The organism is Bradyrhizobium sp. SRS-191 (genome assembly GCF_024586915.1).
In the GTDB taxonomy this organism is placed as follows: domain Bacteria; phylum Pseudomonadota; class Alphaproteobacteria; order Rhizobiales; family Xanthobacteraceae; genus Bradyrhizobium.
Window position 1 is genome coordinate 171,797 of the sequence record NZ_JANBVS010000013.1, and the last position, 25,119, is coordinate 196,915.

The window sequence follows — 25,119 nt, forward strand, 5'->3', positions numbered from 1 at the left end:
TCCCAACGCACGTCGTCTTATCTCCCGCGGCTCATTGATATCGGCGCGGGGACGCCATTAAACTAGAGGCTGTTGCCGAATACAATATCAAAGACCATCGGCTGCAACACGTCGCCGCGAGAGGGAACGTGTTTTCTGAAGCCCGCTCTAGGATCTGCGATAGAGCCGGCGCCAGCGCGGCAGCCGCTCGGCATAATCGGCCGCCAGCGCAGGGGCGGGCATGAAGGTCCGCACGCGCGCCGGCGGCGTGCACACGTCCGCGATCGCTTCGCCCGTCACCGCCAGCCGTGCCAGCCGCGCGGCTCCGAAGGCGGCGCCGGTCTCGCCTTCCGCGAGCCGATGGATCGGGATGGTCAGGACGTTCGCCAGGATCGCGAGCCAGAGGTCGGAGCGCGAGCCGCCGCCGATCGCATCCGCTTCGGCCATCACGAGGCCCGTGTCTGTCAGCGCGTCACGGCAATCGGCAAGAGCAAAGGCGACGCCTTCCAGCACGGCCTGCACGATGGTGTTGCGATCCGTCGCATGGCTCAGGCCATCGAGCAGGCCGCGCACATCGGGATCGTCATGCGGCGTGCGCTCGCCGGCGAGATAGGGCAGGAAGCTGATCGGCGAGGGCGCGGCGGGCGATGCGCCGAGCGGCGCGAGCAGCTCGGCTTCGCTGGCGCCGAGCAGCCGCGCGATCCAGGCAAGGCATGAGGCGGCCGACAGCATCGCGCCGGCCTGCAGCCACAGCGCCGGGATCGCGTGGCAGAAGGTGTGAACGACGCGCTCGGGATTGGGCGTCACGGACGCGACCGGTGTGATCACGGCGCCGGATGTGCCGAGCGTGATGAAGGTGGCGCCCGGCCGGATTGCGCCGATGCCGATCGCGCCCGCGGGATTGTCACCGGCGCCGCCGGCGATGATCGGATGTCTGGTCATGCCCCAGCGTTCCGCGAGATCGGCGCGCAATCGTCCGGCGGGCGCGCAGCCTTCGACCAGGCGTGGCATCTGCGCGCGCGTGAGGCCGGTGGCGGCGAGCCCTTCGTCCGACCAGTCGCGCTTGACGACATCGAGCCACAGCGAGCCGGAGGCATCCGAGACATCCTCGATGGCCTCGCCCGACAGCACCAGCCGGACATAGGCCTTCGGCTGCAGCACGAGCCGTGTGGCGCTGAAGATCCGCGGCTCGTGGTCAGCGATCCACACCAGCTTCGGCGCCGTGAAGCCCGGCATCGCCTTGTTGCCCGTCACCTGCCGCAGCGCCGGCCAGCGCTGTTCCAGCACGGCGCATTCGGCCGCCGAGCGGCCGTCGTTCCAGAGGATGCACGGACGCAACGGCTTCATCGCGGCATCGAGCAGCACCGGACCGTGCATCTGGCCTGATAGCCCGATGCCTGCGACCTCCGCCAGATCGCGCGCATGATCGGCCTTCAGTGCATCGAGCGTGGCGAAGATGGCGGCGATCCAGGCCGCCGGATCCTGCTCTGCCCAGCCCGGCCGCGGCACGTCGATGCGGAGCGCCCGGCTGCGGCTCGCGATCACGCGCTGCGCGTCGTCGACGAGGATCGTCTTGACCGCTGATGTGCCGAGATCGATGCCGAGATACATGAAGGATTCGCCTGCCGGGGTCGTCGTGTCGTCAGCGCGGCGGACGGTACTGTGTCGGCGGGCGAAGTCCAGCACTTCCATTGGGGAGGCGTAACGAGCGGAGACTGCCGCCTTGCGGCGGCAGCCTCAGCTCGTGCTTCGGATGGACGGACTACTGCGTCTGCCAGCGCTGCCGGCCGGAGCCGTCGTCTTCAGTGAAGAGATCGACCTTCGTGCCGTCCGGCGTGCAGCTCAGATAGATGCGGCCATTGTTGACGCCGCCGACCACCAGTATGTTGTGATAGTTGCAGATTGGCGATCCGGCCACAGTGACGAACCGCCAGCGCTGCCGGCCGCTGCCGTCGTCGTGCGAGAACAGATCGACCTTCTCGCCGTCCGCGGTACAGCTCAGAAAGGTCTCGCCGGGATCGGTGCCTCCGGCCACCTTGATGTTGTAGACCTCGGGAAAGCCGGCCACCGGCACGATGTACCAGCGCTGGCGCCCGCTGCCGTCATCGGTGCTGAACAGATCGACCTTGCCGCCGGGCGTGCAGCTGAGCAGCGAACGGTTCGAGGACAGACCACGCAGGACTTGGAAATTGTGAAACGTTTCGTTGGCCATGACATGCTCCTTGAAAATGAGGGGATCGAAAACGCTGGTGACGCTAGCGCCGGCCGCCGCGGTGATCAGTGAAGCGCTTCACAAAATGCAATCTCAGGTGGTAAATTGGTTTTGAAGCCCGTGGTAACGCTTCGTTAACGCGCTTGCTGTTGAGCGCCGAACGGCCACGTCCGGAGCATCGATCTGGCGATTGGCTCTCGCATCAAACGCGCAGCTCCGTCCCATGACCTTGTCGCTCGCTTTCGCTGCGCTGTTGCCGGTCCGCTGCTGCGTGATAACAGGTGACGGCGGCCGTCGACCGCACGTCATGTTCATGATCATCGCTTTGAGCCACGCACGGATTCCAAGGAGAAATACATGCATCAGCCGTCCCGTCTCGTCGGACATTACGCGCTGGTCACCGGCGCTGCCCAAGGCATCGGCCGCGCCATCGCGGTGCGCTTCGCCGAGGAAGGCGCGCATGTCGCGGTCAATTTCGGCGGGCCGTCGTCGTCGGGCGAGGAGACCCTGGCGCTGGTGCGGGCGGCGTCTTTTGCGCGCGGGCACGACGCTCGCGATCACGTCGCGGTGAAGGCCGACATCGGCGTCGAGGCCGACATCGCCGCGATGTTCGAGACGGTGCTGGCGCGCTGGCCGCGGCTCGACTGCCTCGTCAACAATGCCGGCTTCCAGCGGGAGTCCCCGAGCGAGGCGCTCGATGTCGACGCCTATCGCGCTATTCTCGAGGTCAATCTCAACGGCGCCGTGCTGTGCGCGCGCCATGCGCTGTCGCATTTCGTCGCGCGGGGCGGCGGCGGCAACATCATCAACACGTCGAGCGTGCACCAGATCATCCCGAAGCCCGGCTATCTCGCTTATTCGATCAGCAAGAGCGCGATGGCCGGTCTGACGCGGACGCTCGCTCTGGAATTCGCAGGGCGTGGCATTCGGGTGAATTCCGTCGGGCCCGGCGCAGTGGATACGCCGATCAACGCGGCCTGGACCGACGATCCGGTGAAGCGGGCGGCGGTCGAGTCTCATATCCCGATGGGGCGCGTCGCGAGCCCGGAGGAGATCGCCGGCGTGTTCGCCTTCCTGGCCTCGTCGGAAGCGAGCTACATCACCGGGCAGACGATCTATGCCTGCGGCGGCATCACGCTGTTCGGCGAATTCCGCGACAATTGGGCGAGCTGATCATCCAGGCGGAACGCGTCATTCCAATTGTCGTCATCCGAGTGAGGATCTCTTAAGCATCAGCGGCGCATGGCAGCCCTTCGCAGCTGCGGCGATATTTCGTTAAGGGGCGGGTACGATATTGCCCGCCTTGGCGAAATGGAATGGCGATGCATCGACTGGACTCCGAGACTCGTCGCGAGCTCGCGCATTTGCTGTATAGCTCGATGCCGCTGGTCGGCACGATCTCGGCTGCGGCGGTCGTGATCGGGACCGTGATGGCCTGGGTCGCGTGGGATCCGGGCTACGCGGTCATCACCGCTGTGCTGCTCGTGATCGGCGCCTTCCGCGTCGTCAAGCTCCTGATGTTCGCGGCGCGCTTCGAGCGCCTCGACCATGACGACATCATCCGCTGGGAGCTGTTCTACGGGATTGGCGCCGCCGCGTTCGGACTTGCCGTCGGCGCGTTGTCGGTGCGCGCGTTTCAGCTCGGCGACAGCCCCGGCATCTGGATGTGCTTCGGCCTGTCGATGGCCTTCTGCGTCGGCATCGTCTCGCGCGTCAGCCCGTGGATCGTGATGACCTCCTCGGCCGTGCTGCTGATCCCGACCGTGATCGCCTGCCTGGTGCAGCCGGAGCCGGTCTATCGCATGGGCGCGGGCATGGTGGTGCTGTTCTGGATCACCTTGCGCGGCACCTCCTATCGGCTCACGGCGGCGTTCACCGAGCGGATCATGGCGCAGCAGGCGCTGGTGCGGCAGGCCCATCAGGACTTTCTCACCAAGCTGCCGAACCGCGCGGCCTTCATTGCCGAGCTCAGCGGTTGCGATCGCCCGGTTGCGATCATCGCCGTCGATCTCGACGGCTTCAAGCTGGTCAACGACCGGTTCGGCCACCAGGCCGGCGACGAGCTGCTGTGTCAGGTCGGCGCACGCCTGCAGGATTGTCTCGGCGACACCGGCATCGCGGCGCGGTTCGGCGGCGACGAATTCATGCTGTTGCTACCGCGCGGCGGACGTGATGCGGCGCTCGCCCTCGCGGAGAGCGCGGTGGCGGCGCTGGCCGAGCCGTTCACGCTGGCCGGAACCCGCGTTCAGATCGGCGCCAGCGCGGGCATCCTGGTCACCGATGATCGTCAGGCCGAGACCGAGGCGCTGCTCGATCAGGCCGACCGCGCGCTGTACGCCGCGAAGCGGGCCGGCGGTCAGCGATGCTGCTGGGCTGACGCCGAAATCTCCGTCAGTTCAGCATGGACACACTACGACGCCGTACCGGCGCTGTCGCCAGCGGGCTAGCCGCGCGAAGGCCTGATCTGCGCAGCGCGGCGTTGGCAACGCCGGTGCGAGCCGGCTATCCTGCCGCCAGGAAAAAAATCCAGGAGGATCGGCCGATGCGGAGCATCAGGATCGGCGCGGGCGCCGGCTATTCCGGCGATCGAATCGAGCCGGCGGTGGAGCTCGCCGAGAAGGGCGGGCTGGACTATCTGGTGTTCGAGTGTCTTGCCGAGCGCACCATCGCATTGGCGCAACAGGCGCGCATCAGGGATCCTCAAGCCGGCTATGATCCGCTGCTGGCCGCGCGCATGCAGGCCGTGCTGCCGATCTGCCGCGCCAACAACGTCCGCATCATCACCAACATGGGGGCCGCCAATCCCGTTGCCGCGGCCGAAGCCACCCGCGCGATCGCGCGCAAGCTCGGACTCGCCGGGCTCAAGATCGCCGCCGTGACCGGCGACGACGTGCTGGAGCAGCTGAAGACGAGCGATGCCGCGCTCGACACCGGCGACACCGTCACCGGCCTCGGCAACCGCATCGTCTCGGCGAACGCCTATGTCGGCGCGCGCGCGATTGCCGAGGCGCTCGCCAACGGCGCCGATGTCGTGATCACCGGCCGTGCGGCCGATCCGGCGCTGTTCCTCGGGCCGCTGATCCATGAGTTCGGTTGGGCGATGGATGATTGGGACCGCCTCGGGCAGGGCACCGTCGTCGGCCATCTGCTCGAATGTGCCGGGCAGATCACCGGCGGCTATTTCGCCGATCCCGGGGTGAAGGACGTTTCCGGTCTCGCCCGTCTCGGTTTTCCGATCGGCGAGGTGCGCGAGGATGGCGAACTGATCGTCACCAAGGTCAGCGGCTCCGGCGGCTGCGTGACGCCGGCGACCGTCAAGGAGCAGCTGCTGTACGAGATCCACGACCCCACCAAGTACTTCCAGCCCGATGTGGTGGCGGATTTTTCGCATGTCACCGTCGAGGAGCTCGGAGCCGATCGGGTCAGGATCAGCGGCGGTCGCGGCACGCCGAAGACGGGATTGCTGAAGACCTCCGTCGGCTATCTCGACTCCTATGTCGGCGAAGGCCAGATCTCCTATGCGGGGCCGGGGGCGGTCGCGCGCGGCCGCCTTGCGCTCGACATCGTGCGCGAGCGGCTCGCGCTGACCGGCGTGGCGCTGAGCGAGCTGCGCTGCGACCTGATCGGGCTGAACGCCTTGCATGGTGACGCGCGCGCTGAAGGCAGCGAGCCCCACGAGGTGCGCGTTCGCGTCGCCGGGCGGACCGAGACGATGGCCGAGGCGGTCAGGATCGGCAACGAGGTCGAGACGCTCTACACCAACGGTCCGGCCGGCGGCGGCGGCGCTTGGAAATCGGCGCGCGAGGTGATCGCCGTGGCCTCCTGCCTCGTGCCAGAGGACGCGGCGAAGCCCTGCATTGGCATGCTGGTGGCCTGAATTTTCCAGGACTTCACGGATCGCCATCGCTGGCGCAAGGTGCCGGCGATGATCGCGACGAATGTGAGTTGTGGGAATTCAATCGATGTATGACGTCATTGTGGTCGGCGGCGGCTCTGCGGGCGCGGCCGTCGCGGCGCGCCTGTCCGAAGATCGCGACCGGCGGGTTCTGCTGCTCGAAGCCGGCGCCGACTGGCGTGCCGCCGACGTGCCGTGGGAGGTCGCGACGCCCAATCCGATCCCGATCATCCACGATCCTGCGTTCCAGGAGAAATGGCAGTGGCCGCAGCTGATGTCGCGCCGTGTGGCGGGACAGGAGATGCGCTTCTACTGGCGCGGCAAGGGTCTCGGCGGCAGCTCGATGATGAACGGCCAGATCGCGATTCGCGGCGTCGCGGACGCGTTCGACGAGTGGGCTGCCAATGGCTGCACGGGATGGTCGGCGCGGGAGATCATGCCGCTGTTCTCGACGATCGAGGATGATCTCGCGTTCGGCGACCGCGAGGGCCATGGCCGCGGCGGGCCGCTGCCGGTGTATCGGGCGCCGCCGGAGCAATGGGGGCCGATCGATCGGGCCTTGCGCGATGCGGCGCTGGCGAGCGGCTATCCCTGGTGCGACGATCTCAATGGCCCCGATGGCGAGGGCGTCGCGTGCTATCCGATCAACAGCCGCAACGGCCGGCGCATCTCCACCAACGAGGGCTATCTCGAACCGGCGCGTGGCCGCGCCAATCTGGAGATCCGCGGCCGGGCGCTGGTCGATCGGCTTCTGATCAGTGATCTCAGCGCCACCGGCGTGCGCGTTCACATCGAGGGCGAAGGCGTCAAGGAGATCGCAGCGCGCGAGATCGTGCTCTGCGCCGGCGCCATCCACAGCCCGGCGATCCTGCTGCGCTCGGGCATCGGCCCTGCCGGGGAGCTCCAGGCGATGGGCGTCAACGTCGTGCGCGACCTCCCGGTCGGCCGGCACTTCTTCGACCATCCGCTGTTCCGCACCACGATCCAGCTGCGCGAGGCGCTGCGTCCGACCGATCGCGACACGCGCCATACCAATTGCTGCGTGACCTATTCGTCGGGTCTCGCCGATGGCGGCAAGCGCGACATGATCCTGATCGCCTTCAACCATCGCGGCATCGGCGTGCCCGGCGCGATCGGCGCCGGCCTGTTCAACGCCTTTTCGCGCGGGAGCTTGAAGTTGGCTTCGACCGATCCGACGATCGATCCGATCGTGGAAGAGAACATGCTCGCCGATGTCAGAGACATCGCGCGGATGCGCGATGCGGTGAAGCGGCTGGCGGTGCTCACGATGCAGCCGGCGCTGCAGGACATCGCCGATTGGATCCGCCTCGGCGACACGCCGCTCACGCTGCCGCAGGCGGCCGCGCTGCCGGATGCCGAGCTCGATGCGCTGCTGCGCCAGGTCACCGGCGATATCCAGCATGCCGCGGGCACCTGCCGCATGACCGGCTTCGGCGATGCCGATGGCGTGGTCAATCCGGACGGCGGCGTCAAGGGCATCGCCGGCCTGCGCGTGGCTGACGCCTCGATCATGCCGTCCGACTGCCGCGCCAACACGCATTTCACCACGGTCGTGATCGGCGAGGCGATCGCGCGGATGATGCGGAAGCGGTGAGCGACGAGCTTCATGTGTGACTCCCTCACCCTGAGGAGCCCGCCGAAGGCGGGCGTCTCGAAGGGCGAGGCCACTGCTCGGGCCTCATGGTTCGAGACGCGCCTTCGGCGCTCCTCACCATGAGGGGTTGGCACGCAAGGGGGTCCTGCACCTCTCCATGAACACGCCGAGAGGCGTGTTCATGGAGAGGTGCAGCCCTTCGCGTAAGCCTCAGGCGATCGCGAAGCGAAGACCGGCGCGGGCCCGCCCGCCGGAGATCGCGATCGGCGTGCCGTCGGCGCGCCAGCATGCGGCGCCCGTCATCGTGCCGTCGTCGCCGAACGCGATCGCGTTCATGCCGCCGGCGACGACCGGCTCGCGCTTGATCTCGTGGCCGCGCCCGGCGAGCGCATTTGCGACGTCATCGGGAAACGCCGGTTCGAGTTCGAGCACGCCGCCCTGCGTCCACAGCCGCGGCGCCTCGACCGCCTCCTGCAAGGACATGCCGTGGTCGATCAGGTTGACCAGCGCCTGGAACGCCGAGGGGAAGATGCGCAGGCCACCGGGCAGGCCAAGCGCGTAGCGCAGCTTTCCGTCGCGCAGGGCCATCATCGGCGCCATCGAGGTGAAGACGCGCTTGCCAGGGGCGATCGACAGCGCGCGGCCGGGGTGCGGGTCGAAATTGTACATGTAGTTGTTGGCGGTCATGCCGGTGCCGGGGATCTGCACGCAGGCGCCGAACAGACCGTTGATGGTCTGCGTCGAGGCCACGACGTTGCCCTCGGCATCGGCGACCGTGACGTGCGTGGTGTTGGCGGATTCCGTCGGCGCGAGCCCCGGACCGAAGCTCCGGGCGCGGGTCATATCGATCTGCGCGCGCCGCTCGGCGGCGTAATCCTTCGATGTCAGGCGATCGACCGGCACGTCGACGAAGGCGGGGTCGGCGGTGGCGACCGCGCGGTCGGCAAAGGCGATCTTCAATGTTTCGGCCAGCAGATGCGCGCCGTCGGCCGAGCCGAAGCCGAGGGCTGCGATGTCGAAGCCTTCGAGGATGTTGAGCATCTGCACGATGTGCACGCCGGAGGAGGAGGGCGGCGGCGGGCCGAGGATTTCGGTGCCACGATAGAGACCGCGGATCGGCGCCCGCTCGATCACCTTGTAGGCCGCGAGATCGGCTGCGTCGATCAGGCCGCCATTCCTGGCCATGTAGGCGGCGAGCGCGTCGCCGAGCGGTCCGCCATAAAGTGCATCCGGTCCGTGCTCTGCGATCAGCCGCAGCGTCGCGGCGTAGTCGCCCTGGATCACGCGCGTGCCCGGCTTGACAGGTTGACCGCCCGGCAGGAACAGCGCCGACAGCCGTGGATCACGGGCGAGATCAGCAGCGACCAGCCGGACGCAGTCGTTCAAATAGGGGCTGGCGATGAAGCCGTGCTCGGCGAGCCGGATCGCAGGCACGATCACCTCGGCGAGCGGCAGCCGGCCGAAGCGCGCCAGCGCCTCGCACCAGCCCTTGAGCGCGCCCGGTACGGCGACCGCCGGCGCGCCCACGACATTGCGCCGGCCGCGCGTTTCGCGCGCCAGCGCGATCTCGTCCGAAACCGGATCATACATGCCGGGCGTGGCGCGCAGCGGCGCGGTGCTCAAGCCGTCGAGTACGATGTGGCGGCCATCGGCCAAGCGGATGTGCGACAGGCCGCCGCCGAGAATGCCGACCATCATCGGCTCGACCACGGTCAGCGCGAACAACGCCGCAATGGCGGCGTCGATGGCGTTGCCGTCGCGCATCAGCATCTCGGCGCCCGCGCTCGATGCGAGCGGATGGTTGGTCACCACCATGCCGCGCGAGCCGGTTGCAGGCTGCTTCTCGCAGGTGAACTGGGCGATGCGCTGACTGGACGAAGCCATGCGGGGTCTCCTCGGTCGAACCGCGGATGCGCGGTCGCTGGCGATCCTGGCCGATTGCCGCCGCCGGGGAAAGAGCATGGCCGTCATCACCAACTGATAAGTACGCGCGCCACGCATGGCTCGGAGCGCATCGATCTCGCCCGCTGCGTTCTCATCGCCGTGCATCTGTGTTAGGCCTTGTGCAGTTCCACCTGGCGGGCCCTGCTGATTTCATGCCTCACTACGATCTGATCATTCGCGGCGGTCGCGTGCTCGACCCGGAAACCAACCTCGACACGACGGCCGACCTCGCCATCACCGATGGCGCAATCGCCGCCGTCGGCGACGTCGGCGCTGCTGCCGATCGGGTGATCGATGCAACCGGCCTTGCCGTCGTGCCCGGCTTCATCGATCTGCACGCACACGGCCAGTCCCTGCCGGCCGACCGCATGCAGGCATTTGACGGCGTCACCACGACGTTGGAGCTCGAGATCGGCGTGATGCCGGTGGCGCGCTGGTACGATGAGCAGGAGGCGATCGGCCGTACGCTGAACTACGGCGCCGCCGCCGGCTGGGTGTTCGCGCGCATCGCGACCATGACGACGCAGCAGACCGCCTCGACCATCGCCGGCATGGGCGAGGCGACGCGTGACAAGCGCTGGGTGGAGGAGGTCGCGACCCCTGCCGAGACCGCCGAGATCGTCGAGCGCACCAGGCAGGGCCTGGAGCAGGGCGGCCTCGGTATCGCCTTCCCGAATGCCTATGCGCCGGGCACCGGCATGAAGGAGCTGTCCGAGCTGTGCAGCCTCGCAGCCAGGCAGGACGTGCCGACCTATACCCACATCGCCTACATGTCGAATGTCGATCCGCGCAGCTCGGTCGACGCCTATACGCGGCTGATCGGCCTGGCCGGCTCGACCGGCGCGCACATGCACATCTGCCATTTCAACAGCACCAGCCTGCAGGACGTCGAGCGCTGCGCCGAGCTGGTGCAGACCGCACAGAAGCAGGGACTGAAGGTCACGACGGAGGCCTATCCCTACGGCACCGGTTCGACCGTGGTCGGCGCCGGCTTCTTCGCCGATCCCGCCTTCTGCCAGCGCATGGGCACCGGCTATGACGCGATCGAGATGGTGGCCGAGCGGCACCGCCTCGGCAGCCGCGACGAGTTGTTGGCGCGGCAGCAGGAGGATCCCGGTGCGCTGGTGCTGATCCATTTCCTCGACGTCGCCGTCAACCAGCGTCACCGCGATCTGCTCGATGTCTCCGTGCTGTTTCCGGGCGGCGCGATCGCCTCCGACGCGATGCCATGGATCCTCTCCAACGGCACGGACTACACCGGCGACGCCTGGCCGCTGCCTGACGATGCCGTGTCGCACCCGCGCTCGTCGGCCACCTTCACCAAGTTCCTGCGTGAGTGGGTGCTGGACCGCAAGACCGTGTCGCTGATGGACGGCATCGCCAAGTGCACGCTGATCCCGGCGCAGATCCTGGAGACGTCGACGCCTGCGATGCGCAAGAAGGGCCGGCTGCAGGCCGGCTGCGACGCCGACATCGCGGTGCTCGATCTTGCCGGCCTGCGCGATCGCGCCGACTTCCTCAACATGAACCGGGCCTCCGAAGGCGTCAGGCACCTGCTCGTCAACGGCGCGTCCGTCATCGCGGACGGCGGTCTCGTTCGCGATGCCCGGCCGGGCCGCGCCGTGCGCCGGCCCGTGCTGTCGTGATCGTCCCCGTCCTGCTCGTCGCCGGCGCGCTCGGCGCCGGCAAGACGACGTTGCTCAATCATCTGCTCGCCAATCCGGACGGACGGCGCATCGCCGCCGTCGTCAACGATTTCGGCTCGGTCGACATCGACGCGCAGCTGCTCGGCACGGCGACCGAGGAGGTGATCAGCCTGAAGAACGGCTGCATCTGCTGCTCGCTGCAGGGCGACCTGCTGCGCACGCTCTCATCCGTCATCAAGCGCGATCCTGCGCCCGATGCGATCGCGATCGAGACCTCCGGCATCTCCGATCCCGCCGAGATCATCCGCAATCTGATGGACCCCGTGATCTTCAAGGTGGCGCCGCTCGAGACGGTTGTGACCTTGGTCGATCCGCAGCGGCTACATGACGATCCGGAGATCGCGGAGGAGGCGCTATGGCGTTCGCAGCTGCGCGCCGCCGACTTCGTGCTGCTGACGAAGGCGGATCTGATCGATCGCGCCGCGCTCGATCAGGCGCGCGCCGTCGTCAGCCGCATCAAGCCACCCTCCGCGATCTTCGAGATCGCGCGAGGCGTCGTCGCGCCGGACCTGCTGTTCAGCCGCGAGATCGGCGCGCCGCGTGAGCTGCCACGGCAGCTGCCGGCGATGTCGCAGCCCTTCGCGACGGTCACCTGGACCTCGCAGGTGCCGCTGTCGCTGGCCCGCTTTCAGGAGGTGATCCGTCAGCTCGCGCCGCGCACCCTGCGCATCAAAGGCGTGCTGCGGTTCACCGAGCATCCGACGCAGCCGATCCTGTTCCAGTCGGTGGCGACGCGCGGCACCTTGGCGCCGTCGCCGGTGGCGCCGGCGGATGGGCTGACGGCGCAACTCGTGTTGATCGGACGCGACGGCGACCTCGATGCGGATGAGATCGACGCGCTGCTGCGCGGTGTGATCGTGTGAGATTGCGCCAGCGGAGGGGGCGTCAGCCCGTCTGCTGAAACGCGTGATCCGCCGCGTCGGCCCAGGTGCAGCAGCCGCCTCCGGCGCGCTTGGCGGCATAGAGGGCGCCGTCGACCTGGCGCAGCAACTCGTCCACCGCCGCCTCGTTCAGCGATCGGTCATTGACGAGCAGACCGGCGCTCGCACCGATGATGACGGGAATGTCGGACAGCAGGAACGGCATCGACAACGAGCGGACCGCCTCGCGCGCCAGCGCCAGCGCCTCGTCGCGCGCCTCCGCGCCGCCAGCCACCGGCTTGAGCAGCATGAACTCGTCGCCGCCGAAACGCGCGGCCATGCCGTCCGGGCCGGCGCAGATCGCCAGGCGATCTGCGACCTGACGCAGTAGGTCGTCGCCGGCATGATGGCCATGGCGGTCGTTGACCGGCTTGAAGCCGTCGAGATCGATGGCGATGATCGCGATGCTGCCCGTGCTGCCTTCCAACGCCGCCAGAAAGGCCGCACGGTTCGGCAGCCCGGTCAGGAAGTCGTGGTTGGCCTGGCGCGCCAGCGCGTGCTTGGCTTCGAGCCGCTCGATGAAGGCGGTGCTGAGATGGCGCGACGCCTCGCGGATCGAGAACCAGAACAGCACGAGCATGGCGGCGCCGAGCTGATAAGGCAGCTCGGGGCGCATCAGCCCGGCGACCAGCGTGGGAGCAAACAGCACGGCCGTGGCCGTCAGCACGACCCAGGGCCGGATCGCAGCGCGCGAGACCATGCCGACGCAATAGGACATCGACAGGCCGAACGCGATCCATGCGCCCGGCGCATCGTTCAGTTGGAAGGCCCGGAAAGTGAGGGCACCGAGCGCCAGGCCGAAGGCCGTCGCGCCGGCCGCATAGACCTTCTCCCACAGGATCACGTCCCGGTCGGACAGGTGGGACGCGTGCTGCTTGTAGCGCAAGAGGCTGACGACGCGGCCGATGGCATTGACGATGATCGCGCAGGCGATCGCGATGTAGCCGGGGTCGCGATTGAGGACGGCGAGCGTGACCGATCCCGTGATCGCCGCCGCGTTGATCGACATGACCTGCGGCAAGGACGTGTACAGGAGATCGACCAGCTCGCGCCGGATCGCCGGATTTGGATGGATGAATCTGGAAAGCAGCCCCTGTCCCATGACACCACCATGGGACACCTTTCCTAACAGTTGATGGGCGCCGGCGATTCGCGCGATTGGAGCTTGGCGATTACCTTAAATCTTCGTCAATCGCGCAAGAACCGTTGACGAGCCGCCGATGAGCCGCTCATCAAGCAGCTCACGGCGCGCGGCTGGGATCGCTGGTGGCGTAGACCGGAGTCGCCGTCGACAGCCGCGCCGGCAGCGGGGCTGCGGTGGCCACTTTCGGCGCCTCTGGTCTCGACTCGATCTTGGCGTCGATCTTGCCGTCCATCTTGGCCTCGACCTTGGGCGGCTCGAGCTTCAAAGGCCGCAGCGGCTGGCGCTTGGCCATCGCATCCAGCACCGCCCGGTTCGTCTTGTCGATCCGCTTGGCGGCGGCGACATCGGCGAAGGCGCGATCGAACTTGCGCATGCGATAGAACACGATGCCGCGGTCGATATAGGCTTCCTGATAGCGCGGATCGAGCTGGATCGCCGCATCGAGATCGGTGAGCGCGGCGGCGAGATCGCCCTTCTGGAACGAAGTCATGCCGCGATCATGAAGCGTGCGGGCCTCGTTGGACACCGTGCCGCCGGGCTGCGTAGCCTCCGATGGGCACGGCGCAGCCTGCCCGCAGGCGGGACCGTCCTGCTCGGCCGAATACACCGCGTCGACCTTGCTGACCCGCAGCGGCAGCGGCTCGGCTGCCGCATTGACCTTCGTGACGGGGGCCGCCGTGTCGCCGGCGGCAGCCGGAGCCGCCTCGCCGACCGTCGTCGCGGCGGACGCGCTCTCGATCGGATTGGCAGGCACCTCGGTCGGCTTCACCTTGTTGGTCGCGACCACGATCGGCTTGAGCGGCGCAACGGATGCCGCCGACATATGCGTGAACAGCAGATAGCCGGTCAGTGCCACGGCGGACGCGCCGGCCAGCGCCATCACTCCGGAGGCCACCTTGTGCACCTTGGCGGCGACGGCGATCTTGGAATCCTGCCGATGCTCGTCCTGCGCGGCGCCGAGCAGGCGGTCATAGGCCGTGCGCTGCTCCTTGTCGCCGAGGATGTCATTGGCGCGAATGATCTGGCGAAACCGCAGCGCGGCGTCCGGATCTCCGGGATTGATGTCCGGATGACTCTCTTTGACAGCCTTGCGGAAGGCGGCCCGGATGTCCTCAGCGTCATCGTCCGGAAGAGCTCCGAGTAAATCGTAAAGCGTCTTCATGGTCGCACTCGCTGCAGACTTCCCTCGTCTCCGATCGAAATTCCTACGGCGAATTTACGCTGGAGCACTCGAACTAACTCTTTCCACTTGGCATGATGATGCGCCAATCCGGCGGAAAAATGACTGAAAATGGCGAAGTTCGTAGCCATTTCTGCCGCCTTTGGAACCATTTTTGCCGCCCTTACTCACGACCAACAACGCAATCTTCGATTGTATTGAGAGTGTCTCGTCGCCCGTTGCCTCGCCTTGCCGTATGGTGAAGAAAAAGTTTGAAGCTCCGTTTAACGAGGCGATCGGCAAACCAGCTTTGGCCCTCCAGCAGCCCGGCCTTCTCTCAGTCTTGTTGGCCGAGACGCTGGCGATCAGGCCGCCTGCTTGCGGAGCCGGCCGCCGCGCCGCTATACCGGTCAGATGACTGATTTTCATGGTGTCTTTCCCTATCTCGCCTCGCCCATCAGCGCCGACGGCGCGATTCGCACAGACGTGCTGGGGCGGCTCTGCGACGACCTGATCCATGCCGGCGTGCATGGGCTGACGCCGCTCGGCTCGACCGGCGAGTTCGCCTATCTCGATCGCGCCCAGCGCATGACGGTCGTCGAGACGACCATCGATGCTGCGCAGGGCCGTGTTCCCGTCATCGCCGGCGTGGCCTCGACGGCGATCGCCGACGCCGTGGCGCAGGCGAGGGCCTATGAGAAGCGTGGCGCCGACGGCATTCTGGCCGTGCTCGAGGCGTATTTCCCGGTCAGCGATGCCGGCGTGGAAGCCTATTTCCGCGCGATCGCCGATGCCGTCGGCATTCCCGTCGTGATCTACACCAACCCGCAGTTCCAGCGCTCCGACCTCTCGCTGGACGTGATCGCCCGGCTGGCCGAGCATCCGCGCATCAACTACATCAAGGATGCCTCCACCAATACCGGGCGCCTGCTGTCGATCATCAATCGCTGCGGCGATGCCATCAAGGTGTTCGCGGCGTCGTCGCACATTCCCGCCGCCGTGATGCTGATCGGCGGACACGGCTGGATGGCAGGGCCTGCCTGCATCATCCCGCGCCAGAGCGTCGAGCTGTATAATCTGTGCAAGGCATCGTGCTGGGACGATGCGCTCGCGCTGCAGAAGAAGCTGTGGCGCGTCAACGAGGCCTTCGCCCGCTTCAACCTCGCCGCCTGCATCAAGGCGGGCTTGTCGATCCAGGGCTACGACGTCGGCGACCCCGTCCCGCCGCAGGCCGCGCTGACCCCAGAGCAGCGCAAGGTCGTCGCAGACGTGCTGCACAGCCTGGGGTGAACCTGGACCGTCATGGCCGGGCTTGACCCGGCCATCCATCCCAAGCGCAAGCGGGTTCTGGATGCCTGGGGCTACGCCGCGCCGAAGCGGCTATGGCCGCACAGGCGGGGCAAGCCCGGGCATGACAGTGTGGTATGCCGCACCAGCACAATCTCGGCTTGGCCAGCGGAACATCAATCCGCTAAAAAGCATGCAATTGCATTTGAATTCACCTGAGGACTGACGAATGAACATTCTTCCCAACAACATGCGGTTCGGTGCGGGCCAGCCGGTCAAGCGGCTCGAGGATCAGCGGCTGCTGACCGGGAAGGGGCAGTTCATCGACGACAAGCCGGACGACGGCGCGCTCTGGCTCCATGTCCTCCGCTCGCCGCATGCGCATGCCAAGCTCCTGTCGATCGACACGACCGCCGCGCGTGAGATCGCCGGCGTGCAGGCGATCTATACCGGCGCGGATCTCGCTGCCGATGACATCGGTGCCATTCCGACGCTGGCGATCTTCAAGCGCCCCGACGGCAAGCCGATGACGGTGCCGCCGCGTCGGCTGCTCGCACACGAAATCGTCCGCTACACCGGCGAGGCCGTCGCGGCTGTGGTCGCGACGTCGCGGACGATCGCGCAGGAGGCGGCGGAAGCCATCGTCGTGGACTACGAGGTGCTGCCGGCGGTGACCGATCCGGTGAAGGCGCTCGAGCCCGGCGCGCCCGTGGTGTGGGCCGAGGCGCCCGACAATATCGTCGCCGCGATGAGCTATGGCGACGCCGCCAAGGTCGAGGACGTCTTCGCCAGCGCCCCGCACAAGGTGTCGCTCGACATCAACAGCCAGCGCCTGGTGCCGTCGGCGATGGAGCCGCGCTCGACGATCGCCGAGATCGAGAAGAAGACCGGCAGGCTGCTGTTGTACGTGCAGTCGCAGACGCCCGCCTCGACCCGCGACGTGCTGGCCGACGCCGTGCTGAAGCGGCCGAAGGAGAGCATCCGCGTGCTGGTCGGCGACATTGGCGGTGGCTTCGGCCAGAAGACCAACCTCTATCCCGAGGACGGCATCGTCGCCTATGCCGCGACCAAGCTGACGAAGAAGATCCGCTGGCGCGCCGAGCGCACCGACGAGTTCGTCGGCGGCACCCATGGCCGCGACCTCACCTCGACCGCCGAGTTCGCGCTCGACGCCAAGGGCAAGGTGCTGGCCTATCGCGTGCGCTCGATCGGCGCCACCGGCGCCTATTCGTCGGGCGCGGCCAACATCATCCCGCTGGTGCTCGGCCCGTTCGTGCAGACCGGCGTCTATGATCTGCCGCTGGTGCATTTCGAGATCAAGACCGTCATGACGCACACCGCGCCGGTCGGCGCCTATCGCGGCGCCGGACGTCCCGAAGCGGTGTTCATCGTCGAGCGCCTGTTCGACACCGCCGCGCGCCAGATCGGCATCGATCCGCGCACCATCCGGAAAGCCAACTACATCAAGCCGGCGCAGCTGCCCTACACCAACGCCGTCGGCCAGGTGTATGATTCCGGCGCCTTCGCCCACATGCTGGAGCGCGCGGCCAAGCTCGCCGACTGGGATGGCTTCAATGCGCGTAAGCGCGAGGCCAAGAAGCGCGGCCTGCTCTACGGCCGCGGCCTCACCAGCTACATCGAATGGACCGGCGGTCGCGCCCACACCGAAAAGGTCTCGCTGCATGCGACGTCCGAGGGCCGCGTCATCCTGCATTCCGGCACCATGGCGATGGGGCAGGGGCTGCAGACCACCTACACGCAGATGATCTCGGAGTCGCTGGGCATCCCGCTCGACAAGATCGACGTCGTGCAGGGCGACACCGATCTCGCCACCGGCTTCGGCAGCGTCGGCTCGCGCTCGCTGTTCGTCGGCGGCACGGCCGTGGCGGTGTCGTCGAACGACCTGATCACCAAGGCGCGCGAGAAGGCGTCGAACCTCTTGGAGACTGCGGTCGAGGACATCGAGTATCGCGACGGCGTCCTCACCGTCGTCGGCACCGACCGCCGCATCAGCCTGTTCGACATCGCGCAGAAGGAGCAGGGCGCCAAGCTGTCGGTCGACAGCGAGGGCGAGGTCGACGGCCCGAGCTGGCCGAACGGCACGCATATCTGTGAGGTCGAGATCGATCCGGACACCGGCATCAGCCGCGTGGTGCGCTACACCACGGTCGACGACGTCGGCGTCGCGGTCAATCCGATGCTGGTCGCCGGCCAGATCCATGGCGGCGTCGCCCAGGGCATCGGCCAGGCGCTGTACGAGAACGTCGCCTACGATGCCGACGGCCAGCTCCTGACCGCCACCTACCAGGACTACTGCATCCCGCGCGCCGACGACGTGCCGCCGATCACGGTCACGCTCGACGATTCCGCGCCCTGCAAGACCAACCCGCTGGGCGCCAAGGGCTGCGGCGAATCCGGCGCCATCGGCGGCCCGCCCTGCGTGACCAACGGCGTGATGGACGCGCTGTTCGAGCTCGGGATCACCAATTTGCAGACCCCGCTGACGCCCGAGAAGGTATGGGCCGCGATCCGGGACGCGAAGGCGAAGAAGGCGGCGGCGTAAGTCCGAAGTCCAGTGCTCTTAGTCGGCGCTGTTCGGATCCGAGCCCTCACCCCAAGCACGCTGCTCCCCCCCTCCCCGCAAGGGGGAGGGGAGCGCACCGGCACCGGGGTGGTAGCTCGGGTCCAACTCCTACGTGTTGTTCACCTGGAGAGAGCGGAGCATTCATCTCTTTCATCGCTGATCGGCAGCTCGAGTCGTGCGCTGAAATCGCCGGCCTTGCCGTCGAAGTGTAAGCGACCGCCATGGGCCTGGGCGACCTCGTCGGCAATCGCGAGACCGAGGCCGGAGCCGTGCGAGCCGTCGCCCTTCTGGAATGGCGCCAGCAGGCGCTGCTGCGCTTCCGCCGTGATCCCCGGCCCATCGTCCCAGACGACGATCGCAACCTGCTCAGCCGTTCGCTCCACCCGCACCATCAGCCGCGTCCGCGCCCCATGCGCCAGCGCATTGTGGATCAGGTTGGCGAGCGCCTCGCGCAGACTGATGGAGTCGGCGGCGATCACCGCTTCCTTCTCCGACGGCACGAAGCTGACGGAGACTTCGCGATCCAGCGACAACGGCACGCTCTGCGACAGCACCGATTTCGCCAGCGCATTGATATCCACCGCCGCGAACCGCGGCGCTTGGGCGCGGTGCTGGATCATGGCGTGGTCGAGCAGCTGGCTGGTGAGGCGGGCGAGGTCGGCGAGGCGGCCGCGCAGCCGGTCGAGCGCTTTGGGATCGCTGGTCTGATCGCTCAGCAGTTCGACCTCGGCATCGATTGCCGCGAGCGGCGTGCGCAGTTGGTGGGTGGCGTCGGCGATGAAGCGCTGCATCAGGGCGATGCGTTCGGCGAGGCGCTGCATGAAGCCGTCGATGGCGCCGACCAAAGCGCGCACCTCGCGCGGCGGCGTGATCGCGATCGGGCTGAGATCATCCGGCCGGCGCTTCACGATCTCGGCCTCGATCCGCGTGAGCGGCGCGAACACCAGCCGTAGGCAGAGCGCGGTGGCGACGAGCGCCAGCAGGCTCATCGCGGCGATCAGGCCGATCGCCTTTGAGGCGAGATCCCAGGTCAGCGCGTCACGGGCGCGCAAGGTCTGCGCCAGCACGATCTCGCTCCAGCCGTCGCCGGGCGCGCCGTCGAGCCGGCGCGCCACGGCGGCAATGCGCACCGGCTGGTCGCGATAGACGCCGTCGCGCAGCACGACGCCTTCGCGCAGCTTGCTCTTGGGAGCCTGGATCGTGAGATCGTCATAGCCGGCGACGACGACGCCGCGCGGATCGGTGACGCGGTAGAACACGAGGTCATAGGCCGACAACGTCGCGAACGCGGCGGCCGGCGGATCGAGCGTCACCACGCCGCCCTGCATGTAGATGTTCTCGGCGACCTGCACGGCGCCGCCAGCGAGCAGCTTGTCATAGGCATCGCGCGCGGCCGTCGCGGCGTACTGCCAGGCGGCGAGGCTGAGCACGACCGCGCCGACGGCCAGGATCGCGCCGATGGCGATCAGGAGCCGCGCGCGCAGCGAGGTCCTGAGGTCACGAAGCGTGGAGCTGATAGCCAAGGCCGCGCTCGGTCTTGATCTCGACGGATGTTGCCGCCAGCTTGCGCCTGAGACGCGCGATGAACTGCTCGACGGCATTGGGGCTCGGGTCCTGGTCGAAGCTGAACAGCTGCTCGACGAGTTCGTCCTTGGCGACGTAGCGGCCGGGACGGGCGGCCAGGATCTCCAGCACGGTCAGCTCGCGCCGCGTCAGGTCGAGCGGCTGGCCGGCGACGCTCGCGGTGCGCCCGGCGCGATCGATCACCAGCGGCCCCAGCGTCAGCAGATTGTCGGATTGTCCCGCCGCGCGGCGGAGCAGGGCGCGGGCGCGCGCCTCCAGCTCGCGATAGTCGAACGGCTTGATCAGGTAGTCGTCGGCGCCGAGGTCGAGCGCGCCGATGCGGTCGTCGACCGCCGAGCGCGCGGTCAGCACCAGCACCGGCGTGCGCAGGCCGCGCTTGCGCAGGTGCTTGAGCACGGCGAAGCCGTCCATGTTCGGCAGCATCACGTCGAGCACGATGAGGTCATAGGTCTGCACCTCGATCAGCTCGCTCGCCGTGCGGCCGTCCTTCTCCCAGTCGACGGCGTAGCCGATCCGCTCGAACCGGCTGGTCACGGCGGAGCCGATCTCGGGCGTGTCTTCCACCAGCAGGATGCGCAAGGTCTTGGTCTCAATCCCGGAGTCAGGTTCGCGTCAGTCTCCTCCTCTATCACTTCGAACAAGGGCGCCGAAGTGCACCAGGCGAATTTTCGCACTGCAATATAACGGAGGGGAGGACGCATGACCGTCCATCAGACGCCATCTCAGTTTGATCCGTTGCTCTCGGTCGAGGGCGTGACGCTGCAATACAAGACGCCGGACACCTTGGTGACGGCGACCTATCGCGTCGATTTCAAGGTCTTCGATTCCGACCGATTCGTACTGCTCGGGCCCTCCGGCTGCGGCAAATCCACCCTGCTCAAGGCGATCGGCGGCTATCTGAAGCCGACCGAAGGCCGCATCCGCCTCAAGGGCCACGAGGTCACCGAGCCCGGCCCGGACCGCATGATGGTGTTCCAGGAATTCGACCAGCTGCTGCCGTGGAAGACGGTGCGCGAGAACGTCGTGTTCGCGCTGACGGCGAGCGGCCGGCTGAGCGCGGCCGAGGCCAACGAGCGCGCCAAGTCCTACATCGACAAGGTCGGCCTGACCAAGTTCATCGATTCCTATCCGCACATGCTGTCCGGCGGCATGAAGCAGCGCGTCGCGATCGCCAGGGGCATGGCGATGGAGCCGGACGTGCTGCTGATGGATGAACCATTCGCCGCGCTCGACGCGCTGACCCGGCGCAAGATGCAGGACGAGCTGCTGCAACTGTGGCAGGACACGCGCTTCACCGTGCTGTTCGTGACGCATTCGATCGAGGAGGCGATCAAGATCGGCTCGCGCATCCTGCTGCTGTCGCCGCATCCCGGCCGCGTCCGCGCCGAGCTGAACAGCGTGCCGCCGGGTACGATGGGCTCGCCCGAGCAGGTCGCGCTCGAAGGACGCATCAACGACATGCTGTTCGGCCATCACTGAGGGACGGGAGAGAGATCATGAGCGAGACGCTGACGCTGCGCCCCGAAATCGTCAACGCGGAAACTCCTCTCGGCGACGTCAAGGTCGAGGCGAGCCTGTCCTGGCTGGAACGCATCTACCGCTTCGGTGCGGTGCGCAAGGCCATCATCCTGGTCGCGCTGGCCGCGCTGTGGCAGGCGTATGGATTGTGGCTGGCCAATCCCCTGCTGTTTCCGACCTTCACCGACACGCTGTCGGCCTTCTTCGAGAACATCGCCAATGGCGTGATCCCGGCGCGCACGCTGGTGTCGCTGGAGACGCTGCTGATCGGCTACGGCGTCGGCATCGCGCTCGCCGCCGTGCTGACCACGGTCGCGATCGGCTCGCGGATCGGCGCTGATCTCCTGGAGGCGCTGACCTCGATGTTCAATCCGCTGCCGGCGATCGCGCTGCTGCCGCTGGCGCTGATCTGGTTCGGCCTCGGCAAGGGCAGCATCATCTTCGTGCTGGTGCATTCGGTGCTGTGGGCGATCGCGCTCAACACCCATTCCGGCTTCCGCTCGGTGTCGAATACGCTGCGCATGGTCGGCCTCAATTACGGCCTGCGCGGGCTGAAGCTGGTCCGCTTCATCCTGATCCCCGCCGCCTTTCCGGCGATCCTCACCGGCCTCAAGGTCGGCTGGGCCTTCGCCTGGCGCACCCTGATCGCGGCCGAGCTGGTGTTCGGCGTGTCCTCCGGCTCGGGCGGCCTCGGCTGGTTCATCTTCGAGAACCGCAACCAGCTGGAGACCGCGAACGTGTTCGCCGGCCTGTTCACGGTCATCATCATCGGCCTCGTGATCGAGAACGTCGTGTTTGCCACCATCGAGCGCAAGACGGTGCGGCGCTGGGGCATGCAGCACTGAATTCAGGTATAAGCAAAACAACAAGGGAGACGACAATGTCCTGGAGCAAATCATTCACGGCCGCCGTATTCGGCCTTGCCACGCTGCTCGGCGCCACCGCCGCGCAGGCCGAGGTCAAGGAGATCCGTCTCTCCAAGGGCTACGGCATCCTCTATCTGCCGCTGATCGTGATGGAGGATCAGAAGCTGATGGAGAAGCAGGCCGAGAAGGCGGGACTCGGTCCGTTCAAGGTGAGCTGGCAGCTGCTCGACGGCGGCAACATCATCAACGACGCCATGATGGCCGGCTCGCTCGACATCGCCGGCACCGGCGCGCCCGGCTTCATCACGCTGTGGGCCAAGGCCAAGGGCATCCCGGCGGTCGAGGTCGTTGGCGTCAGCGGTCTCAGCTCGACCTCGCTGTGGATGAACAGCAACAACCCCGAGATCAAGTCGCTGAAGGATTTCAAGCCGAGCGACAAGATCGCGCTGCCGGGCATCAAGACCTCGCTGTCGGCGGTGATGCTGCAGATGATGGCGGCGCATGAGTTCGGCAAGGAGAACTACGCCAAGCTCGATCCGATGACGGTCGGCCTGCCGCATCCGGAAGCGGTGGCCGCGCTGATCTCGGGCAAGACCGAGATCACGGCGCATTTCACCTCGCCGCCGTTCTCCTACATCGAACTGAAGGATTCCAAGATCCACCGTGTGGCCAATTCCGCCGATGTGCTCGGCCGCCTCACCATGGACGTGGTGTTCGCGCCGAAGCGCTTCGTCGACGCCAACCCGAAGGTCGTGCAGGCCTTCCTCGATGCGCTCGACGAAGCCTGCACCCTGATCGCCAACGACAAGGCCGCCGCCGCCGAGATCTACGCCCGCACCGCCAAGGTGAAGACCACCAAGGAGGAGGTGCTGGAGATGCTGCAGGACAAGGACACCTGGTTCTCCGCGACGCCCGAGGGCGTGCTCAAGATCGCCGAGTTCATGCACGGCGTCGGCTCGATCAAGGTCAAGCCGGCCAACTGGCAGGACATGTTCGTGACCCAGCTGCGTGACAGGAAGGGCAGCTGAGCGTCTGGGATAACCGCACGCACGGTACGCTCCCTCTCCCCGTTCTTCACGGGGAGAGGGTCGGGGTGAGGGGCAGCGGCACGGGTGGTGCAGCTGTTGCGCAATGAGCTAAACCGCGTTTTTCCGCAATCTAATTAGTTAGGACGCCTTCATCGGTGCGCCCTCATCGTGCCCGTCCGATGGACCATCATCTGAGCGCCGTGCGTGCCATGCCCCTCACCCGGATTGCTGCGCAATCCGACCTCTCCCCGCAGAAGGGCGGGGAGAGGTTGAAGCATCCGTGCCGCCAGAGATCGGCTCAGTGATAGATTCGACTGTTCCGTCAGCCGGCCGGTGGAAAGGCAATCCGCACCCGGAGGCCGCCTTCCGGTGAGGTTGATAGATCAAGGCTCGCCCCATGCGCGTCGGCGATCTGCTTGACGATGGCGAGGCCGAGGCCGCTGCCGCCGGTGCTGCGGCTGCGGGAGTTCTCCAAGCGGAAGAACGGCTCGAACACGGCGTTGCGGGCGTCCGGCGGAATGCCGGGGCCGTCGTCGTCGATGGCCATCACGACGCCCTTGTCCGGCAGCATGCGCACCTTGCAGCGGGGCGCGAAGCGCAGCGCATTCTCGATCAGATTGATGAACAGGCGCCGCAGCGCGGTCGGCTCGCCGAGAACGGTCAGCGGCGCGCGGCCGAGTTCTGCGCTGATGTCGGCGCCGCCCTGGCGCCGGTCGTCCACGATCTCCGTCAGCATCGCCACGAGATCGACCGGCCGGCGTTGGACCGCCGCGAAGCCGCCGCGCGACACCGCCAGCGCGTCCTCGAGCAACCGCGTCATTTCATCGAGATCGCCGGCCGCCTTGTCGCGCTGCTCCTCTTCGGGCAGGCGCTCGATGCGCAGGCGCAGCCGGGTGATGTAGGTCTTGAGATCATGCGACACCGCGCCGAGCAGCAGGGTGCGGCCGCGCACCAGCTCGGAGATGCGGGTCTGCATGTCGTTCACGGCCGCTATCAGCTTGCGGATCTCCGGCGCGCCGGCCGGTGTCACATGCGCGACGGTGGCATCGCTGCTGAATTGCGCCACCGACCGGCTGAGCTGGCGCAGCGGCCGCGCCTCGCGGGCGATCGCGATGACAGCGGCCATGCCGATCAGCGCGCCGAGAAGCCCGACGCCGAACCCCGGCGGCAGCCCGAACAGGCGCGGACCCGCGGCGCCGCTGGCTTCGAACACGACGTAGTCGCGGTCGCGCAGCGACACGGCAAAGCGCACCGTTCGGTTGGCGTTGCGCCAGAAATCGCCGATGTGCCAGTCGCGCCAGCGCGGCAGGCCGTTGCGAGACCGCAGCACGATCACGTCGCGCGGCTGCAACGATTGCAGATACAAGGTGAGAAACTGCTCGGCGATCGGCCGGCGCATGGTCTCGGCGGACGGCTCCGGGCGCTCCTGGGTCACGGTGACGCGAAGCCGCGCGCTGCTGACCGCCTTCAGGATCAGCGGACGTTCGGCCGGTCCGGCGCTCTCGATCAGCTCGACGATGGCGCTGACCTGCTCGGGAACCGGAAACAGGCGCCTGAGAATCTCCTCGCGCGATTCGCTGAGGAACAGCCAGCCGAGCCCGACCGCCCACAGCGCGACCAGCGCGAACAGCACGATGGCCATCAGCCGGCCGGCGAAGCCGAGGCGCCCGAGCACGGC

Annotated in this window: 20 protein-coding genes; 11 read left to right on the forward strand and 9 right to left on the reverse strand. The window is 67.3% G+C overall.

The features are described from left to right. Positions 1-147: 147 nt before the first annotated feature. Together xylB and NLR35_RS22915 are read right to left on the reverse strand one after the other, a co-directional pair. Entirely contained in the window at positions 148-1,590 is a 1,443-nt protein-coding gene (xylB, locus tag NLR35_RS22910; protein ID WP_257168832.1) for a xylulokinase, read from the reverse strand. 151 nt (positions 1,591-1,741) lie between these two features. Further along, complete coding sequence (locus tag NLR35_RS22915; protein ID WP_257168793.1) at positions 1,742-2,191, reverse strand: RICIN domain-containing protein; 450 nt, start codon at positions 2,189-2,191, stop codon at positions 1,742-1,744. Positions 2,192-2,548: 357 nt separating this feature from the next. Between NLR35_RS22915 and NLR35_RS22920 the strand changes: the two genes are divergently transcribed. The 4 genes from NLR35_RS22920 to NLR35_RS22935 all read left to right on the forward strand — a co-directional run bounded on the left by NLR35_RS22920 (position 2,549) and on the right by NLR35_RS22935 (position 7,701). Next, positions 2,549-3,364, forward strand: a complete 816-nt coding sequence (locus NLR35_RS22920; protein ID WP_257168794.1) for an SDR family oxidoreductase — start codon at positions 2,549-2,551, stop codon at positions 3,362-3,364. Between the two features lie 143 nt (positions 3,365-3,507). After that, complete coding sequence (locus NLR35_RS22925) at positions 3,508-4,638, forward strand: GGDEF domain-containing protein (RefSeq protein WP_257168795.1); 1,131 nt, start codon at positions 3,508-3,510, stop codon at positions 4,636-4,638. A gap of 95 nt (positions 4,639-4,733) precedes the next feature. Continuing rightward, positions 4,734-6,068: an acyclic terpene utilization AtuA family protein gene (locus tag NLR35_RS22930; RefSeq protein WP_257168796.1), complete on the forward strand. Its 1,335-nt coding sequence runs from the start codon at positions 4,734-4,736 to the stop codon at positions 6,066-6,068. Between the two features lie 85 nt (positions 6,069-6,153). Further along, positions 6,154-7,701, forward strand: a complete 1,548-nt coding sequence (locus NLR35_RS22935) for a GMC family oxidoreductase (protein ID WP_257168797.1) — start codon at positions 6,154-6,156, stop codon at positions 7,699-7,701. A gap of 210 nt (positions 7,702-7,911) precedes the next feature. Here the strand turns inward: NLR35_RS22935 and ggt are convergent, their stop codons facing one another. After that, complete coding sequence (ggt, locus tag NLR35_RS22940) at positions 7,912-9,585, reverse strand: gamma-glutamyltransferase (protein WP_257168798.1); 1,674 nt, start codon at positions 9,583-9,585, stop codon at positions 7,912-7,914. Between the two features lie 212 nt (positions 9,586-9,797). On the opposite strand from ggt, the gene NLR35_RS22945 reads away from it, so the two are divergent. Both NLR35_RS22945 and NLR35_RS22950 read left to right on the forward strand, forming a co-directional pair. Continuing rightward, positions 9,798-11,291, forward strand: coding sequence for an amidohydrolase family protein (locus NLR35_RS22945; protein WP_374940844.1), 1,494 nt, complete (start codon positions 9,798-9,800; stop codon positions 11,289-11,291). Continuing rightward, entirely contained in the window at positions 11,288-12,214 is a 927-nt protein-coding gene (locus tag NLR35_RS22950) for a GTP-binding protein (protein ID WP_257168800.1), read from the forward strand. Before NLR35_RS22945 ends, NLR35_RS22950 begins: the two co-directional genes overlap by 4 nt. Positions 12,215-12,236: 22 nt before the next feature. Here the strand turns inward: NLR35_RS22950 and NLR35_RS22955 are convergent, their stop codons facing one another. The 3 genes from NLR35_RS22955 to NLR35_RS22965 form a co-directional block, all read right to left on the reverse strand. Beyond that, complete coding sequence (locus NLR35_RS22955) at positions 12,237-13,373, reverse strand: GGDEF domain-containing protein (RefSeq protein ID WP_257168801.1); 1,137 nt, start codon at positions 13,371-13,373, stop codon at positions 12,237-12,239. Positions 13,374-13,512: 139 nt separating this feature from the next. Further along, positions 13,513-14,577, reverse strand: a complete 1,065-nt coding sequence (locus NLR35_RS22960) for a J domain-containing protein (RefSeq protein WP_257168802.1) — start codon at positions 14,575-14,577, stop codon at positions 13,513-13,515. Positions 14,578-14,631: 54 nt separating this feature from the next. Then, positions 14,632-15,003 (reverse strand): hypothetical protein, encoded by a 372-nt coding sequence (locus tag NLR35_RS22965; protein ID WP_257168803.1) that lies wholly within the window; start codon positions 15,001-15,003, stop codon positions 14,632-14,634. Between NLR35_RS22965 and NLR35_RS22970 the strand changes: the two genes are divergently transcribed. Then, complete coding sequence (locus tag NLR35_RS22970; RefSeq protein WP_257168804.1) at positions 14,989-15,864, forward strand: dihydrodipicolinate synthase family protein; 876 nt, start codon at positions 14,989-14,991, stop codon at positions 15,862-15,864. The two genes, NLR35_RS22965 and NLR35_RS22970, sit on opposite strands and share 15 nt — an antisense overlap. Before the next feature lie 226 nt (positions 15,865-16,090). Beyond that, entirely contained in the window at positions 16,091-18,424 is a 2,334-nt protein-coding gene (locus tag NLR35_RS22975) for a xanthine dehydrogenase family protein molybdopterin-binding subunit (RefSeq protein ID WP_257168805.1), read from the forward strand. Positions 18,425-18,564: 140 nt separating this feature from the next. Here the strand turns inward: NLR35_RS22975 and NLR35_RS22980 are convergent, their stop codons facing one another. Continuing rightward, entirely contained in the window at positions 18,565-19,968 is a 1,404-nt protein-coding gene (locus NLR35_RS22980) for a sensor histidine kinase (protein ID WP_257168806.1), read from the reverse strand. Further along, on the reverse strand, positions 19,943-20,608 hold the full coding sequence (locus NLR35_RS22985) for a response regulator transcription factor (protein ID WP_257168807.1): 666 nt from the start codon (positions 20,606-20,608) through the stop codon (positions 19,943-19,945). The genes NLR35_RS22980 and NLR35_RS22985 overlap by 26 nt, the downstream gene beginning before the upstream one ends. A gap of 120 nt (positions 20,609-20,728) precedes the next feature. On the opposite strand from NLR35_RS22985, the gene NLR35_RS22990 reads away from it, so the two are divergent. Genes NLR35_RS22990 through NLR35_RS23000 form a run of 3 tightly spaced genes read left to right on the forward strand, consistent with a single transcriptional unit; the run spans position 20,729 to position 23,441 of the window. Continuing rightward, positions 20,729-21,508: an ABC transporter ATP-binding protein gene (locus NLR35_RS22990; protein WP_257168808.1), complete on the forward strand. Its 780-nt coding sequence runs from the start codon at positions 20,729-20,731 to the stop codon at positions 21,506-21,508. 17 nt (positions 21,509-21,525) lie between these two features. After that, positions 21,526-22,392 carry an ABC transporter permease gene (locus NLR35_RS22995; RefSeq protein ID WP_257168809.1) on the forward strand — a complete coding sequence of 289 codons (867 nt, stop codon included), beginning with the start codon at positions 21,526-21,528 and terminating at the stop codon, positions 22,390-22,392. Positions 22,393-22,427: 35 nt separating this feature from the next. After that, a complete protein-coding gene (locus NLR35_RS23000) occupies positions 22,428-23,441 on the forward strand; it encodes an ABC transporter substrate-binding protein (RefSeq protein WP_257168810.1) in 1,014 nt (337 codons plus the stop codon). A 322-nt stretch (positions 23,442-23,763) separates the two neighbouring features. Here the strand turns inward: NLR35_RS23000 and NLR35_RS23005 are convergent, their stop codons facing one another. Then, on the reverse strand, positions 23,764-25,116 hold the full coding sequence (locus NLR35_RS23005; RefSeq protein WP_257168811.1) for an ATP-binding protein: 1,353 nt from the start codon (positions 25,114-25,116) through the stop codon (positions 23,764-23,766). Between the last annotated feature and the right edge of the window lie 3 nt (positions 25,117-25,119).